Here is a 16,411-nt window from a genome sequence, read left to right on the forward strand (position 1 = left end):
TTGACGATAGAATTTCATGCAGTACAACTTCTACATTAAATAACGTAAATAAATGTAAGCATGTGATAACAATAGTGCAATGATTGTTAACGGTAAACCGATTTTTAAGAAGTCCATATAAGAAAATCCATGTCCTTCACGTTTTGCAATACCAGCAACAACTACGTTTGCTGATGCTCCGATTAATGTTCCGTTACCTCCTAAGCAAGCTCCAAGAGATAACGACCACCATAGCACTTCGATTTGCGGCGAATCAACAGATAATCCGAGGCCAGTAGCTAAATCTTGAATAAGAGGAATCATCGTTGCGACAAATGGAATATTGTCAATTGTCGCAGATGCGATGCCAGATACCCATAAAATAAGTATCGCAGCGAAACCGATATCGCCATTTGTTACGTCGATTACTTCTTTTGCGAGTGAAGAAATAAGTCCGATATCAATTAATCCGCCAACGAGAACGAATAGTCCGGCGAAGAAGAAAATGGTTACCCATTCAACGTGGGCAAATATATCTTCTATTTCATGTTCTTTTACGCCGATTAACATAAGAAGTGTAGCACCAGTCATTGCGATAACGGCAGCATCTACATGAATAATAGAATGAAGTACAAAGCCTAAAATAGTTAGTCCTAAAATTGTAATCGATTTTAAAAGGAGGCTTTGATCTTTAATATAATCTTTTTCGTTTAACGCCATTAGTTTTTCGATTTGTTCAGGCGTTGTTTTTAGTTTGTTACGATACATGAAGTAAATAATGCCAATTGTAACGATAGAAATAATAATTACGATTGGAGCTAAATTTAGTAAAAAGGCATTAAAGTCTAAATGCTTATTAGCTGATCCAATCATAATGTTCGGTGGATCACCGATTAAAGTTGCTGTTCCACCTATATTTGAAAACAGTACTTCTGAAATCAAATAAGGAACAGGGTTAACTTTTAAAATACGTGTAATGGATAGTGTAACAGGAACGATTAATAAAACAGTCGTTACATTATCCAAAAATGCAGAACCGACGGCGGTTAATAAGGATAGTAATAATAAAATGCGAATCGGTTTTCCGTCAGCTGCTTTTGCTGCTTTAATAGCTACAAATTCAAATACGCCTGATTGACTCGTAATATGTACGAGAATCATCATCCCGATTAAAAGGGTGATCGTTTCCCATTGAATATGTGATGTGAAAGCAGTGTGTAAATTTACAATTCCAAAAATAATCATAATAGCAGCACCGAATAGTGCAATTACAGCACGATTCAATTTTTCAGAAATAATAAAACCGTAAGTAACTAAAAATACGGCAATTGCAAAATAATATTGCCAATTTGCTACTTCATGTGCTGATTGTTCCAAGCGAGTCACCTTCTTTAAAATATGTATTCAATTGTCAAAACGTATCCAGATGCATTCATACGGGATAAAATATATTGTAGCAAATTCAAAAAAGAAAGAAAACTATTTAACGAAGTGAAGGAAAAATTCTGAATTCCACATATGATAAAAAAAATAACAAAACACAGTGCAAATTATTAGGAAAAGTGAGCGTTGTCCTCTAATATAGAGATAGCAATTTACATTATTTTTGCGTAAAATGGTTTAAAGAGGTGAATTCCGATGGAAATAGTAAAAGATAGTTCTCTTATTCAAAATGAAATTGAACGTTTTGTAAATAAAGATGTATATATTCATTTAGAAACAACGAACGGAGCGTATGCGTCACACTTTAATGAAAAGATGATGACAGTTGGAGCATTCATTCGAAATGCAATTATTCGCTTTGAGCGCGGGAAAATAACTGGAACAAACCCATACCGAGTTGGTTTGAAAATGGATCATGGCTGGGTATATGCAGAAGGTATTACGCACTGGGAAGTAGACGATAAAGAGCGTTTATTACTAGCAGGGCATGATAACCAAGGTCGCTTAGCGGTAGCGCTTGAGTTAAGCTTAACGCCATTTAAGTAAGAAGGAGGGAAACTTATGGAGAGACATGTACTTGTTGTATTTCCGCATCCAGATGATGAAGCATTTGCTGCGGGAGGGACAATTCGCTTATTAACAGATCAAGGAGTACCTGTAACGTATGCATGTGGTACTCTTGGACAAATGGGACGTAACATGGGGAAGAATGTATTCGCTAACCGTGAAACGATTCCAAATATCCGTGAAAAAGAATTAAAAGATGCATGTGAAGCGATGGGGATTCAAGATTTAAGAATGCTCGGTTTCCATGATAAAACGTTAGAATTTGAAGATGTTGATTTCGTTGCAGATAAAATCGAAGCGATAATTCAAGAAGTAAATCCATCTCGAATTATTACATTTTATCCAGAACACGGCGTACATCCAGATCATGATGCATTTGGCCGCGCTGTCGTTCGCGCTGTATCACGTATGCCAAAAGAAGAACGTCCAGTTATTCATGCGGTTGCGATTACGAGAAATCGTGAAGCGGTGCTCGGTGAACCGGATGTTGTAAATAATATTAGTGAAGTATTTGAACATAAATTAGCTGCACTAGGCGCGCATCGTTCACAAACAGAAGCAATGCTTGAAGAAACACATGCAAAAATAAAAAACAAAGATGCAGCAACATTGAAATGGCTGCAACTTGAACAATTTTGGACTTATAAATGGGAGTAGGCTAGAAGTATATCTTCTAGTTGCTCTTACATAGAAAAAGCGCCGTCACTTGTGATGGCGCTTTTTCTTGTTAAAGACTATATTTCTTAGAGATGTGCATTGAAATTTTTTCATTAACGTGCAGTATAGCCTCCGTCAACAAGAAGTGTTGTACCATTAACAAAACTAGCATCATCACTTGCTAAAAATAAGACAGCTTTAGCCACTTCTTCTGGTGTTCCAAGTCTGCCTTGTGGATGAAGGGAAGCTAAATATTCTTTCTGTTGAGGATTAACACTACCAAGCAAAGGGGTATCAATATAGCCAGGGCACACCGCATTAATACGTATTCCATATTTAGCGTAGGCAGTACATAAATTTTGAGTTAATAGTTTTACGCCACCTTTTGCAGAGGAGTATGCTGTTGGGGTAGGTAATGAAACAAAACTATGAATCGAACCAGCGTTAACGATGACACCGCCTGTACCTTGTTTAAGGAATTGTTCAATCGAATATTTATCAGAAAGGAATACCCCAGACAAGTTAATATCAATGGTTTTCTTCCATTTTTCATAGGACAGTTCGTTTGCCGGTGCATCATCAGCAACGCCGGCATTTGCATACATAATATCTAATTTACCGTATTTACTTACTGTCTCATGGATTAGTTGTTTAATATCTGCCTCTACTGTTACATCAGTTTTAATAAATAACGTATCATATCCATTTGCGTTCAATTCATCTGATAGGTCTTTTCCATGTTCAGAAAAGTCAGCGATAACTACTTTTGCACCTTCTTCAATAAAAAGACGAACGGTAGATTCGCCAATTCCGCTTGCACCACCAGTTATGATTGCTACTTTGTCTTTTAATTTCATATAAACCTCTCCATTCATTAATGAATTTAAGTCGAATTTTTTGAGCTGGTTATGTCACTATTAACCTTAAATAGTAAGTAGATAGAAGAACAAGTTTGCGTTTACTTAACTGTGAAAGTACTGACGTTTCTTTATTGTACTTTTTTATACAGTGATAGACAAAAATACTAATTGGGTCAATTTTAACATTATATTGAATATTCGGTAAAGTATTCTCAGATAGAGTGAGTGCTGAAGCTAAACGACTAACCTACTAACCTACATAGATATATCGAGGGGTATTTACATATAGTTGCTCTTTTTTATTTTAGTGATTAACAAATTTTTAAACTTGCTGATGATGTAGTGCAATTAAATAAATCGGTTGTTTTTAGATTCAACTAAAACTAAAAAACAGTAAAAATAAAATGTTATATAATAATTATTTATTGAAAAACGATAAAAATCGTGTTAATATCAAATTGAAAATTAGTAAGAGAGGTGCTTTTTATAAAATGTAAAACGAATGTTATGTACTAAAAAGAAATTGATAGAAATTAGGAAAGTTATATATCTTAATAGCAAAAGAAGAAAAAGGAGTTAGAGCATGATTAATAAAACAGTAAAAAAAGTTATCTTGTTTACAGGTGGTTTGTATATTACTTATTTAGTAGGTGTAGTTATTTTAGCGGAATCTATACCGTATCCTACATCTCAGCAATTAAAGGCAGCCGAAAAAGTAGTTGAACGCTATGTAGGTGAAAATAATGGAGTGGAAATGATAAATACATCTAGCAGCTTCACGGCTGAGATGTTCGATCGTACAATTCATATTGAAGGAAATTCAAAGGAGAATCCGGAACAAGTATTTCGAATGGATTTAGACCGAGTTTCTAATGAGAATGAAAAAATAACCGAAAAATCGATAAATAAAATTTGTAAATCAAATGATGCAGGAGAGAATTTTACGTGTGCTGATGCTGAAAAGTTAAAATGAACATGCAGTGTTATTTATAGTATATAGCTAAAGATAGGAATGCGTAACAGCACAACTACTACTCTAGTTAAATAGGAAAAGCCTCGCAGGGGGGCGAGGCTTTAAACAGGGTATTAAAAATTATTGATTCATTAAGAATAATTTTTTTGAATAAACTAATTTTAGCATGATAACTCATGTATATGTGTTACGAATTTATGAACAAAAAATCAATCATAAAAATACGGGGAAGATGATAATTTATTTGAAATATGTATTATTACATAAGTTTCAAGTGAGAAATAAAAAAGCAACAATGAGCAAAATAATTTAGAGCCGCATTATATTAAACATAAGTGGTACTCCTAATATTAATCTGCTTCATTATATTGTTATTACCAATGCTACAGAATGCGTGAAGTGGTTTAGTAATGTTATCTACGGGTTTAAAATGAAAAAATTTTAGACATTGGACACAAGGGGGATTCTAAATTAATTGGTTAAGTGGTTGAAAGAGAGACTTTGTTTATTTCGTTTCTTTTGCACTTAATTCATTAGAAATGATATTTAGTAATGATACATATAAAGCGTATATTTTGAATTAATTAATAGAATAATATATATTTATATTGATTTAATGATTTTAATTTATTAAAAATGAGGAAATCAATATGAAGATTAAATTTGCCGTAATAAAAGATGAAAACTTTGATTTTAGTTTATTAGAAACAAAATTACTGAAAACCTTTAAAGAAGTAGATTGTAAAGCAGATATTGTAAAGGTTGAAGATAAGATTTTTGAGGGAAATAATATTCAAACGAATTTAGCTGAAATCACCATTAATGTTACTGGAAAAAATATCGGCTATAGGTCCGTTTCAGCTAGTATATTTATTGTTCTAGAAAGTTTATCATTACAGTTATTTCGAATTAATATTAGTTTACATTAAGCAGCTAAAAAAGAGAATTCCTTCAGAAAATTATACTGACTATAATGAGTTGTAAATATGAGAATGGTGATTTAAATAATAGTAATTATTGTAGGTGCTCCCGTATGTTGGATTGCACCTTGTTTGTTATTAAAGAAATAAAAAAGCCTTTAAATAAGATGAAAGTCTTTATGAAACGGCATATAAAGAGTGTTCAGGATACGTTCTTAAAGTAGAATAATTCAATGCTTATTCATATCGCATATTATCTAAACGCTGACTTATATAGAAGAATGGAAACATGTAAGTAATTCAATTAGATTGTACAAATAATTTGGTGCGCGAATATATGGAATGTATTCACGGGTAAGAGGGTTGTCTCATAATATATATAAATTTTTCTATTAAGATGAACAGAGGGTGTGAATATATGGAAGATGTTTACGCGAAAATTGACAGCCTAAAAGCAGAGCAAAAAGAAATTATGAGAGACATTCGTACTTTAGAAACGCGTACCACTATTAATGAGAAAGACATAGCAACAATCAATAAGCAATTAGAGAAAATAAGTACAAACACAACTTGGATTTTGCGAATTATTATTAGTGCGATAGTAATGTCAGTTTTAGGATTGATATTAAAAGGGATGATTTAACCTTGTAAAATAGCTCAATATAAACGAAAGAGGGGCAATTCTCCCTCTTTTTATTATACGAATGAGAAATCGCTTTCCTCCAAGCGTTAAATGAAGGTGGAGGACGAACCTATTTTTTGCAAAAAAACTGAAACAATGTGCTAAACGAGTTTTATAAACTAAATCTAATTAGGAATGGATACTATGAGAACCGAGCATTATTTGTCAACGAAAAGAGTATTTAGGTCCTTCATATTATAATTGGCACAAAGCATATAGCAGTTAGATAAAACATACTATGCATGTATACGTATAGAATGTTTATTTTTAGATACAAATCAATTATAAATACTGAAAAACAGACCTACATAAATAGAGTCCTTTTTTAGTTTTAAAATTTTTAATTACTACTAGAACAATATGGATCTGTTGAAAAATGTTCTAGATTGTAGCCTCATGTAGAAAACTTTGTAATAGAATCAAACCGCTTACCTTAAGTTGATGAACATATGTGGAGACCGTTTGTTTTGTAATTCAAATAATTAGATTAATGTGATAACATTTTGAAGTAGGGTGTAAATGAAATACTGAGGAGGGTAAGTATGCAAAAGAGACCAGGAACAAATGAATATAACCCATACTATTCAACGTACATAAAATTAGTACCAGATGGAGATATCATACATATTCTAGAGCAACAAATGAAGGAAACGAATCTTTTATTGAAGGATATTTCTGATAGTGAGGGACATTTTCGATATGCTCCTAATAAATGGAGTATAAAAGAAGTAATCGGTCATATTGCAGATGCTGAACGTATTATGGCATATCGTTTGCTGTCCATAGCAAGAGGTGAGACAGCAGAACTTCCTGGCTATAATGACGATATGTATGTTCTTAGAGCAGCTTTTGATAAGCAATCTATGCAAGATCTTCTTACGAATTTAACAGTTGTTCGCCAATCTACTGTGCATTTACTTAAAAGTTTAGATAAAGATGCCTGGTTACAAAGGGGAATTGCGAACAATTCTGAAGTTACGGTTCGTGCATTAGCAAACATTATTGCTGGTCATGAGCTTCATCATCGGCAAATTATAAAAGTACGCTATTTTGGGGCTAATGCATTTACAGAGTGTTAAAATACGGAAAATAAAAGATGATGATTTGTAAAAAAATTACGATTCATTATCTTTTTATTTTTTCTCAATGACCAAATATTACTTAACAGTGGCAAGCTTAATTTATAAGAAAAGAATGACTACATTAGCAACAAGGGTTTAAAGGAAGGGGGATTGATAGTAAGTTGTTTAATTAAAATGAGAGTAACTTTTACCTTACTTTTTGTTATAAATAAAGGAGCAGTTAGCAAAAGCTAACTGCTCATCTCCAAGGGGGAGCAAGGAGAAAAATCTAATGTCATCTACAGTGTTGACGGAATATGGAGTTTTATTCAGGGGATTTACTGATTATGTAGGTTACATAAAAAGTCCTATTAACATCCAGGCTGTTCCGATTAGAATTAAAGATTCGAGTGTAATCCAAAACTTTTTTTCTGGCTTTTGAAATTCTAAAAAGCCTTTTCGTAAGAGCAGAAATAAACCCGCTTCAAGACAGAGGAAAACAACTAGACCCAGAAATTAAAAGTACAAAAGGGATTTATTATGAGAGTAAGGAAGAAATCGAAATTACCTTTGAATACTTAAGAAAAGAAATTGATAATGATGATGAGAGTCAGCAAATTATTACAGATTACAAAGAGGTATCTTAAAATAAAACTAGAAAAGCATCCAAAACTATTGTTTTTTCTTTTTTAATATAGAAATTACACATTAAATATATACTTATACGTGTTGTTACTAAACGCTAAGGAATAGTAATAAAAAAATGATGCTGATAAAACTGTATAGAAATAAAAAGAATCCTAAGATGGGGAATGTTTTATGAAAGTTGATCATGATAAACCTCCTTGATATATAAAGTATTTTAATATATTGTTGGTCTATTTAGAAGGAAAAACATAATTTGGTACATGTTAAACGAAAATTTGAACAAACTAGATATTGGAATAAATGATGCCTTCCTTAAAATAACCTTAATTAAAATATAGCTTTAATAACATTTGGAAATTAAATGGTATAATTTTCTAGGATAACCTAAATAAAGTTTATTTTAGAAAAGAGGTAGAGGGGAAATGTTTCAAAAGCTTAAGTTTTATTTAATGAGCATTTTAATTAGTTCAATGTTAGGTGGAATTATTATAGGTGCTAATTTCTTGGTCCATAACATATATAATTTGGTTGCAGGTAAAGAATATCATTTTAATATGTGGTCTTCTATTATTATATTTAGTGTTGTATTTATTTCGGGCTTCTCGTACATGTTGAAGAAGGGGCCAGATATATTTGTTAATGATTAAATTAATAGCAATTATCAATGGGTGTTGCCTTGATTCGGTTGAAGTCTTTTCTAGCGTGTTAGTTATCTCAATATATATGTATCTCTTGGCACCTGGGCGAGGGTGCCCTCTTTTGTATTGAGAAAATAATAAAATTTATATAATATGATTAATAGATTTATATTTAAATCTGAGGGGTACAAATTCGATGCGACGTAAAAAGGATTTGTTGAAACAATGGAAGGTGGATTTACAAGCTATTCAAGAAGAGAAGAGGATGAAGAAGAAGGCTAAAAATAAGAAATATAGCATTCCTGGTAATACAGCTGGATTCATGAATGGAAAGAATACTTATCGTAAAGAGAATGGGGTATGGAAGCAAAGAAATAAATGACGTGAGGATAAATAGATTTCATTAAGTTTGTAGCATTATTCTAGGCGCTCCCACGATTTGGGTGGCGTCTTGTTTGTTGTTTATGAAGTAATCCATAAACGTATTATATTATTGTTTTTTATTAACAGGTATAAAAAATGATTTATTTGTTTTATTGATAATTTGTAAACGTTATTATATTATGTTTGTATATGTATAGACTAAAAACGTTTTTGTTTGATATTGTTGAAGGGTAGGGGATATCGATAACAATAAAATAATGGGCATATCACCTACAAAGAGCTGCAAAAAGAATGGAAGCAGTATGGAAAAGGTGCTTTCGTGAAAAAATTCATAAAATAAGCATTATTAGCTTTTGAAGAAAAATGACTAGAAAAGTTACAACTAGATGGAGCATAAGGTTATACAAAAAATCTTAAAAGGGGGACAAAATTATGGAACAAGGAAAGTATTCAGTAACACCTCAAGATCGAATGAATTATTTATTAGGTCTTTATTCTGCAGATCAACAAATTAATGCGGTTCTTTATTTTCCTGTAGGTCTATCAAAGGAAATACTTGAACAATCAGTAAGGATAACGTTACAATTGCAGCCAGTTTTGAATAGCCGATTTGTAGAAAATGATATTCCTTACTGGGAGGAACATTCATCTGGTACTAACTCATCTATTTGCTTTTTTGCTGAAGGAAATGATCAAGAACTTGAAATAATGGCAATAGATTTTATTAAGGAACCTGGTGATCGTATTCAGGGGCCTATGGTTCAAACAATATTATTACGAGGCACTACAACAGATATGTTAGTTGTGAAATTATCTCATCTATGTTCAGATGGTGCAGGAGTCAAGGAATATATTAATTTGCTTGGAGCAATTTATACGCACCTTTCCTTAGGAGGATCTAAGGATCAAATTATAAAGGAATTTGGTGAGGGAAATGAGAGTTTTCGAGATCAATCACATGTATTCAAATATGCTGGAATATCGGACGTAAAAAGTGCGTATCGTCCTAACCAAGAACAGCAGGCATCGTTATGGTCTTTTCCATCTCAACCCAACAAAAATAAATCCCCAAAAATGTCTGTAGGGCGGTTGAGCCGTGAACAAACTCTATGTCTAACCAAATGGACAAAAGCACAACAGGCTACCTTGAATGATGTAATCATGACTGCATACTTCCGTGCTTTATCACATTTCACTGTGTATGCAGAACCTCGCACCGCAGAAAAAATGATCGGTTTGACAATTGATTTACGTCGATATCTGCCTAATTATACGACTGGTGCTATTTGCAACTTATCCGGAATGGAAATGCCAGTGATTAAAATGGAAGATGGTGAATCATTTAATCAGACTCTTGTTCGAGTTAAACAATCAATGGATAAAATAAAGGGCCAAAATCCAGGTCTTTCTTCAGCGGCAGGAATGGAGATACTGGCAGGTATGAAGCTATCTACGGTGAAGGAAATGTATAATCAGCAATACGAGCAGGCTGTACAGATGGGGATGGCGTTGCCATTAATGACAAATTTCGGGGTGATCGCTGATGAACCTATTCAGTTTGGTGAAATTCAAGCTGAGGACGGGTATATGACATCACCCATTATGTATGCACCATTCTTTTCAATGGGAGCAAGCACTTATAATGGAAGACTTACATTTACGATTGGTTATCATGCGCCGGAGACATCAAAAGAAAAGGTAGACAAATTTTTAGAATGTGTTATTAATCAGCTATCATAAATAAAATAAAAGAGAATATAGCGCAAAATTTTCTAACAGAATTGTATTTTAGGCGCTCGTCTTATGTACGGCTAATCCCTTTTATAAACGCTATATTTAACGGAAAGGTCTTACTCCAGATAAAAGTTTATCTTCAAATGCTTCATAAATTATTTTTGTTAAATTTTCTCTGATTGCACCTATCTTTATGTTTTAGATTTATGGGGAATCGTAGTGAAAAACAATTTGCAACACGAGAAAAACAAAATAGATCAGCATAAAAGTACTAAAAAAGAGCTGACTTAAACTATATTTTGAATCAGCTCTTTTTACTGTTTTTTGAAATGAATTAGTTTTCAGATAATATAAAAATGATAATCTTCTAACAAATAATCAAGGCATCAACACTAGAAAAGTAGAGATAATATGTAATATAATTGAAAAAGTATATTTAAAAATCAATGTTAATATTACCCTCCTATAAGTATTAACATACGTAATTGAGGTGTTTTCTTTGTTGTTTTATGATCGGATTTCTATAATGGCCCCTCCTGTTCCGTAGCTTAGGAAAGTCTTTTTATTTCTGAGATTTTCAAAGTTATAGGAGGGTATGAAAAATGAAAAAAGTCTCAGTACCATCACTTTGGTTAATGATTATTCTTGTAGCATTTCCGCAAATTAGTGAAACAATTTATACACCGTCTTTACCAGACATTTCAAAGGCGTTACATGTAAGCAATAATGAGGTGCAGTTAACGCTTAGTGTTTATTTTGCTGGATTTGCTTTAGGTGTATTTTTTATTGGATGGTTATCCGATATAATTGGTCGTCGCCCGGCGATGTTACTTGGAATTGTCATATATGGCGCGGGGAGCTTCTTATGCTTTATTGCAAGTTCCATTGAATTTTTATTGTTAAGTCGTTTTATTCAGGCGTTTGGAGCAAGTGCAGGATCAGTTGTGACGCAAACGATTCTTCGTGAAAGTGTAGAAGGGCATAAACGTCACGTTATGTTTGCTCAAATTTCGGCAGTCATTGCTTTTACACCAGCAATAGGACCGTTAATTGGTGGCTTTCTTGATCAAATGTTTGGATTTAAAATAGTATTTTTAAGTTTAGTAGTTATGAGTATCGGAATTTTGCTGTATACGTTTGTTTCTCTTCCAGAAACAAAAACGGGTGCAGTAACGGATAAAATAAATGTGTTTTCTGTTTTAAAACGGTTGATTACAAATCCGAAAGTAGTAACATATGGGCTATTAATTGGAGGAGCGAATGGCGTTTTATTTAGCTATTATGCAGAAGCGCCGTTTATTTTTATTGAATACTTTCAGTTATCGCCTAGTATGTACGGATTTCTAGGAATTGTTGTTGCTTCCGCTTCTATTATTGGAGCGAAAGTTTCAAAGCGGTTACTTACCACTTATAAACCAGAGAAAATTATATATATCGGTTGTTTTGTAATGACAGGTGGAGCAGTCGCTTTATCTATTATTACTTCAGTTGGATCAAATCCAAACATAATATATATGATTGGATTTTTAGTAGCGATGTTTATATTGCTATTAGGAATTGGGGTAGCATTACCTAACTGTTTAAGTTTAGCATTAGTAGATTTTCAAGATGTCATTGGTACAGCTGGAGCATTGTTTAGCTTAGGGTACTATATAATAGTGACGGTGACAATTTGGGGAATGAGTCAACTTCATACGGGCTCGTTACTGGTGATGCCACTTTATTTTCTAGCTATTGTAGCTATCATGTTGGTGTTTACTAAGGTGTTTATTGTTGGTAAACGAGATGAAAAAACAGTTTAATTATGTATTAGGAAAAGAGTCTCATTGGAAAATGAGGCTCTTTTTTATTATTTTTTAATAAGTTATTAGAATAGAGTTAAAATTAAATTAATTAAAAAGAAAGAAGGTACAATATGAACGGTCTAAATGTTAAAGCAACTACACAAGAAGATTTACAACAAATTTTAAAACTATGTACAATTTATGATCAAGCCATTTACGGTGAAGTTGATACAACGGTAGAGGATATTACGAACTCATGGAAAGGTATTGATGTTAGTAAAAGTTCTTACGTTGTTATGAATGAAGAAGAAATAATTGCTTATGGTATTTTGACAGGGAGTGAAAGACAGTTTCCATCTGCTGTACTTATTCATTCTAATTATATGAATCAAGGTATTGAACAAATAATATGGTCAAAGCTTGAAGGGCGGGCTAAGGAGCTTGTTAGTAATTCGTCTCGCTTGAATGGCAAGATTGTAACACAAGCAAATAATTTCTATGAGAAAAAAATGTTAGAAGAAGCTGGTTTTATTCCAACTCGTATTTGGTGGGGGATGGGGATTGAATTGCAGGGGAATGTTCCATCACTAATATGGCCAAATGGGGTTACAGTGCGACATTACATACAGGGTGTGGATGATGGGAGATTACATCAAGCTTTTAATGAAGCCTTTGCGGACCACTGGAATTCGCAACCTTCTACGTTAGAAGAGTTTTTGCAACGTACTGAAAGAGATGGGTTTCATCCTACATTATGGTCACTAGCAATGGCTGGGGATGAGGTAGTTGGTTTTATATTTAGTAAAAAGGGTACTGATAATAAAGCTGAAATTACGCACCTAGGTGTAAGATGTTCTAAGCGGAAACAAAGGTTAGGATTATCACTATTACACCATGCATTTAGTCAATTGTACGAAGAAGGGATTTTAAAAGTTCAACTGAATGTAGATTCTGAAAATATTACAGGCGCACCTCGCGTATATGAAGCAGCTGAAATGGAAGTACAGAGTAAATTTGTTCGCTTTGATAAGGAGGTCTTTGCTAAGGGTGTATATGGTATGTAACTTTACTAATATATTGTATTCTTGTTTGAGATGTTAATAGAGTGTTTAAAAAGTATGAAAATAAATTTTGAAAATGCTAGTAGCAATAGGAATGAAATTCTTTTAAAATACGTTAGCAACTATAAATATTGAGTTATATGATATATGAAGCCGAGGGAGAACTGCTCTCCTCGGTTATTTATATTGTAATAATATTCATATCGGCACCATTTTGAATAGATGTATTTTATTGCTAATTCAGTTAAAAATTAAACATAATTATGTATATTAATTTATTGAAAAAATAATTGAATTTTTCAGATAAATGAATTAATATAAAATAAGTAATTTTAAGATTTATAGAATATTGGAAGATGAAAGGTTTTGAGAATTTTGTAAGAGGCAAAAAACGATTTTAGGATAGCTTTAAAGCTAGTGTAAAATGACGTTTGCTTCATCATTTTCAGGCCAAAAGGAATTAGGGGAAAGCATCTTATTTTAAAATGCGGCTATGAATCATCTAAGAGGGGGAAGTGAAGTGGCAAACAAAGAATTGAAAAGAGGTTTAGAAGCACGTCATATTCAAATGATTGCTTTAGGCGGAACAATTGGTGTTGGTTTGTTTATGGGTTCAGCTAGCACGATTAAGTGGACAGGTCCGTCAGTAATGCTTGCCTATGCAATTGCAGGTATTTTTATCTTCTTCATCATGCGTGCCATGGGAGAAATGTTGTATATGGAGCCAAGTACAGGTTCATTTGCGACGTTCGGTCATAAGTATATTCACCCGTTAGCTGGTTATATGACAGCGTGGAGTAACTGGTTCCAGTGGGTTATCGTTGGGATGTCAGAGATTATCGCAGTTGGAGCGTATATGCAATATTGGTTCCCAGGTCTACCGGCTTGGATACCAGGTGTGATTGCAATGGTTATTCTTGGTGCAGCTAACTTAATTTCTGTTAAGTCATTTGGTGAATTTGAATTTTGGTTTGCGATGATTAAAATCGTTACAATTTTATTAATGATTATTGCTGGATTTGGCCTTATTTTCTTCGGAATTGGTAACGGCGGAGAAGCGATTGGCATATCTAATCTTTGGTCAAATGGCGGTTTCTTTACAGGTGGTTTTTCAGGATTCTTCTTTGCATTATCACTTGTAGTTGGAGCATATCAAGGTGTGGAATTAATTGGGATTACTGCTGGTGAAGCGAAAGATCCGAAGAAGACACTTACAAGAGCGATTCAAAGTACAATTTGGCGTATTTTAATATTCTATATTGGTGCTATTTTCGTTATTGTAACTGTGTATCCGTGGGATCAATTAAGTACAATTGGTAGTCCGTTCGTGGCAACTTTTGCGAAGGTTGGTATTACGGCAGCTGCTGGACTTATTAACTTCGTTGTTATTACAGCGGCGATGTCTGGTTGTAATAGTGGTATTTATAGTGCTGGACGTATGCTGTATACGTTAGGTGTAAATGGACAAGCACCGAAATATTTTACGAAAATTTCTAGTAACGGTGTTCCATTATTTGGTACAGTTGGTGTAATAATTGGTTTAGCGGTTGGTGTAGTTTTAAGTTATATTGCGCCAAAAAACTTATTCGTATATGTGTATAGTGCGAGTGTACTTCCAGGTATGGTACCATGGTTCGTCATTTTAATTAGTCAAATTCGTTTTAGAAAAGAAAAAGGGGCAGAGATGAAGGATCATCCGTTCAAAATGCCATTTGCTCCTGTTACAAACTATTTAACGATTGCCTTTTTAATTATGGTATTAATCGGAATGTGGTTTAACGATGATACTCGTATCTCACTAGTTGTAGGTATTGTTTTCTTAGCTATCGTTACAATTAGTTTCTATTCTTTCGGAATAGGGAAGCGAGCGCCATTAGATACTCAAAATGATCAAGAGATTTCAAGTAAATAAAGGTAAAAAAAGCCCGATTTCTTCTTTAGAAATCGGACTTTTTTATTAAAACTTCTCTAATACAATCTTCCCAATTGTACGTCCACTCTCAAGTAATGCATGTGCTTTCTTTAAGTTTTCAGCGTTAATTGGTGCTAATGTTTCATTTAAAGTGGTCTTTAAAATACCTTCATCTAATAATTCGCTCACTTTATTTAATAGTTCATGCTGCGTAATCATATCACCAGTTTCATACATCGGCTTTGTGAACATAAACTCCCAAACAAAGGTCGCACTTTTACTTTTTAGAATGCCCATTTCAAGAGGATGTTCATTTTCTACGATAGAGCAAATTTTACCTTGTGGTTTAATTACTTCACCTATACCATGCCAATGCTGATCTGTATTATTTAAGCAGAAAATATAATCTACATCGTTGAATCCAAGGCTTTGTAGTTGCTCTTTTAAAGGTTTATGATGGTTAATTGTATGGTCAGCTCCAAAGTTTTTCACCCATTCTATCGTTTCATCGCGAGACGCAGTTGCGATTACATTTAATCCAGCCCATTTCGCAAGCTGAATTGCGATTGAACCGACACCACCAGCTCCGCCGATAATTAAAATGTTTTTAAATGTATTTTCGCTTTTCTTAGCGTAATTAATGCCTAAACGCTCGAATAAACCTTCCCACGCCGTAATAGCTGTTAAAGGAATTGCGGCAGATTCAGTATCACTTAAAGTTTTAGGTTTTTTACCAACGATTCTTTCATCGACTAGGTGGTATTCACTATATGTACCTTGTCTCGTAATACTTCCAGCGTAAAACACTTCATCGCCTTCTTTAAATAACGTACAACCTTCGCCAGTTTGTACGACAACACCACTAGCATCCCAGCCAAGTATTTTCGCTACATCTTCTTTTTTATCTTTCGGAGAGCGAACTTTTGCATCAACTGGATTAACGGAAATCGCGTTAATTTTAACAAGCATATCTCTTCCTATAGCAACAGGTCTTTCAACTTCAATATCAATTAAACTGTTTTCTTCTTCAATAGGTAAGTATTCATGTAAACCAATTGCTTTCATTTGTAGTCCCTCCATTAAAGTAAGAATCATTTACTCCTTTATT

15 protein-coding genes are annotated in these 16,411 nt (G+C 33.5%); 12 read left to right on the forward strand and 3 right to left on the reverse strand.

Features of this window, described 5'->3' with window-relative positions; translation table 11 throughout:
- Window positions 1-30 precede the first annotated feature (30 nt).
- Window positions 31-1,356 carry an ArsB/NhaD family transporter gene (locus JDS98_RS20470; RefSeq protein WP_199634270.1) on the reverse strand — a complete coding sequence of 442 codons (1,326 nt, stop codon included), beginning with the start codon at window positions 1,354-1,356 and terminating at the stop codon, window positions 31-33.
- Window positions 1,357-1,617: 261 nt separating this feature from the next.
- Between JDS98_RS20470 and JDS98_RS20475 the strand changes: the two genes are divergently transcribed.
- Both JDS98_RS20475 and bshB2 read left to right on the forward strand, forming a co-directional pair.
- Window positions 1,618-1,968 (forward strand): YojF family protein, encoded by a 351-nt coding sequence (locus JDS98_RS20475; protein ID WP_000407039.1) that lies wholly within the window; start codon window positions 1,618-1,620, stop codon window positions 1,966-1,968.
- A 15-nt stretch (window positions 1,969-1,983) separates the two neighbouring features.
- Window positions 1,984-2,646: a bacillithiol biosynthesis deacetylase BshB2 gene (gene bshB2 / locus JDS98_RS20480; protein ID WP_000439466.1), complete on the forward strand. Its 663-nt coding sequence runs from the start codon at window positions 1,984-1,986 to the stop codon at window positions 2,644-2,646.
- A gap of 113 nt (window positions 2,647-2,759) precedes the next feature.
- Here bshB2 and JDS98_RS20485 read toward each other — a convergent pair whose 3' ends face one another.
- Window positions 2,760-3,503 carry an SDR family NAD(P)-dependent oxidoreductase gene (locus JDS98_RS20485; RefSeq protein ID WP_097959785.1) on the reverse strand — a complete coding sequence of 248 codons (744 nt, stop codon included), beginning with the start codon at window positions 3,501-3,503 and terminating at the stop codon, window positions 2,760-2,762.
- A gap of 586 nt (window positions 3,504-4,089) precedes the next feature.
- Here JDS98_RS20485 and JDS98_RS20490 point away from each other — a divergent pair.
- The 10 genes from JDS98_RS20490 (at window position 4,090) to JDS98_RS20535 (ending at window position 15,303) form a co-directional block, all read left to right on the forward strand.
- On the forward strand, window positions 4,090-4,479 hold the full coding sequence (locus JDS98_RS20490; protein ID WP_097959786.1) for a hypothetical protein: 390 nt from the start codon (window positions 4,090-4,092) through the stop codon (window positions 4,477-4,479).
- 650 nt (window positions 4,480-5,129) lie between these two features.
- Complete coding sequence (locus JDS98_RS20495; RefSeq protein WP_087970285.1) at window positions 5,130-5,408, forward strand: hypothetical protein; 279 nt, start codon at window positions 5,130-5,132, stop codon at window positions 5,406-5,408.
- Between the two features lie 409 nt (window positions 5,409-5,817).
- Complete coding sequence (locus JDS98_RS20500; RefSeq protein WP_000390466.1) at window positions 5,818-6,042, forward strand: hemolysin XhlA family protein; 225 nt, start codon at window positions 5,818-5,820, stop codon at window positions 6,040-6,042.
- Window positions 6,043-6,623: 581 nt separating this feature from the next.
- A complete protein-coding gene (locus tag JDS98_RS20505) occupies window positions 6,624-7,160 on the forward strand; it encodes a DinB family protein (RefSeq protein ID WP_199634271.1) in 537 nt (178 codons plus the stop codon).
- A gap of 1,052 nt (window positions 7,161-8,212) precedes the next feature.
- Complete coding sequence (locus JDS98_RS20510) at window positions 8,213-8,437, forward strand: hypothetical protein (RefSeq protein ID WP_000486799.1); 225 nt, start codon at window positions 8,213-8,215, stop codon at window positions 8,435-8,437.
- 187 nt (window positions 8,438-8,624) lie between these two features.
- A complete protein-coding gene (locus JDS98_RS20515; protein ID WP_001253135.1) occupies window positions 8,625-8,810 on the forward strand; it encodes a hypothetical protein in 186 nt (61 codons plus the stop codon).
- Between the two features lie 434 nt (window positions 8,811-9,244).
- Window positions 9,245-10,552 carry a condensation domain-containing protein gene (locus JDS98_RS20520; RefSeq protein WP_087970286.1) on the forward strand — a complete coding sequence of 436 codons (1,308 nt, stop codon included), beginning with the start codon at window positions 9,245-9,247 and terminating at the stop codon, window positions 10,550-10,552.
- 596 nt (window positions 10,553-11,148) lie between these two features.
- Window positions 11,149-12,348, forward strand: coding sequence for a multidrug effflux MFS transporter (locus JDS98_RS20525; RefSeq protein WP_000758027.1), 1,200 nt, complete (start codon window positions 11,149-11,151; stop codon window positions 12,346-12,348).
- 113 nt (window positions 12,349-12,461) lie between these two features.
- Window positions 12,462-13,394, forward strand: a complete 933-nt coding sequence (locus tag JDS98_RS20530; RefSeq protein ID WP_199634272.1) for a GNAT family N-acetyltransferase — start codon at window positions 12,462-12,464, stop codon at window positions 13,392-13,394.
- Window positions 13,395-13,911: 517 nt separating this feature from the next.
- The gene (locus JDS98_RS20535) at window positions 13,912-15,303 is read left to right on the forward strand and encodes an amino acid permease (RefSeq protein ID WP_199634273.1); all 1,392 of its coding nucleotides are present in this window, start codon (window positions 13,912-13,914) and stop codon (window positions 15,301-15,303) included.
- A gap of 45 nt (window positions 15,304-15,348) precedes the next feature.
- Here JDS98_RS20535 and JDS98_RS20540 read toward each other — a convergent pair whose 3' ends face one another.
- Window positions 15,349-16,368 (reverse strand): zinc-binding alcohol dehydrogenase family protein, encoded by a 1,020-nt coding sequence (locus JDS98_RS20540; RefSeq protein ID WP_000643743.1) that lies wholly within the window; start codon window positions 16,366-16,368, stop codon window positions 15,349-15,351.
- Window positions 16,369-16,411 lie beyond the last annotated feature (43 nt).

This window comes from Bacillus cereus group sp. N11, from assembly GCF_016483605.1.
Lineage (GTDB): Bacteria > Bacillota > Bacilli > Bacillales > Bacillaceae_G > Bacillus_A > Bacillus_A toyonensis.

Coding starts and splice junctions, on each gene's coding strand:
- JDS98_RS20475 (WP_000407039.1), top strand. CDS start 1,618: ATGGAAATAGTAAAAGATAGTTCTCTTATTCAAAATGAAATTGAACGT.
- bshB2 (WP_000439466.1), top strand. CDS start 1,984: ATGGAGAGACATGTACTTGTTGTATTTCCGCATCCAGATGATGAAGCA.
- JDS98_RS20485 (WP_097959785.1), bottom strand. CDS start 3,503: ATGAAATTAAAAGACAAAGTAGCAATCATAACTGGTGGTGCAAGCGGA.
- JDS98_RS20490 (WP_097959786.1), top strand. CDS start 4,090: ATGATTAATAAAACAGTAAAAAAAGTTATCTTGTTTACAGGTGGTTTG.
- JDS98_RS20495 (WP_087970285.1), top strand. CDS start 5,130: ATGAAGATTAAATTTGCCGTAATAAAAGATGAAAACTTTGATTTTAGT.
- JDS98_RS20500 (WP_000390466.1), top strand. CDS start 5,818: ATGGAAGATGTTTACGCGAAAATTGACAGCCTAAAAGCAGAGCAAAAA.
- JDS98_RS20505 (WP_199634271.1), top strand. CDS start 6,624: ATGCAAAAGAGACCAGGAACAAATGAATATAACCCATACTATTCAACG.
- JDS98_RS20510 (WP_000486799.1), top strand. CDS start 8,213: ATGTTTCAAAAGCTTAAGTTTTATTTAATGAGCATTTTAATTAGTTCA.
- JDS98_RS20515 (WP_001253135.1), top strand. CDS start 8,625: ATGCGACGTAAAAAGGATTTGTTGAAACAATGGAAGGTGGATTTACAA.
- JDS98_RS20520 (WP_087970286.1), top strand. CDS start 9,245: ATGGAACAAGGAAAGTATTCAGTAACACCTCAAGATCGAATGAATTAT.
- JDS98_RS20525 (WP_000758027.1), top strand. CDS start 11,149: ATGAAAAAAGTCTCAGTACCATCACTTTGGTTAATGATTATTCTTGTA.
- JDS98_RS20530 (WP_199634272.1), top strand. CDS start 12,462: ATGAACGGTCTAAATGTTAAAGCAACTACACAAGAAGATTTACAACAA.
- JDS98_RS20540 (WP_000643743.1), bottom strand. CDS start 16,368: ATGAAAGCAATTGGTTTACATGAATACTTACCTATTGAAGAAGAAAAC.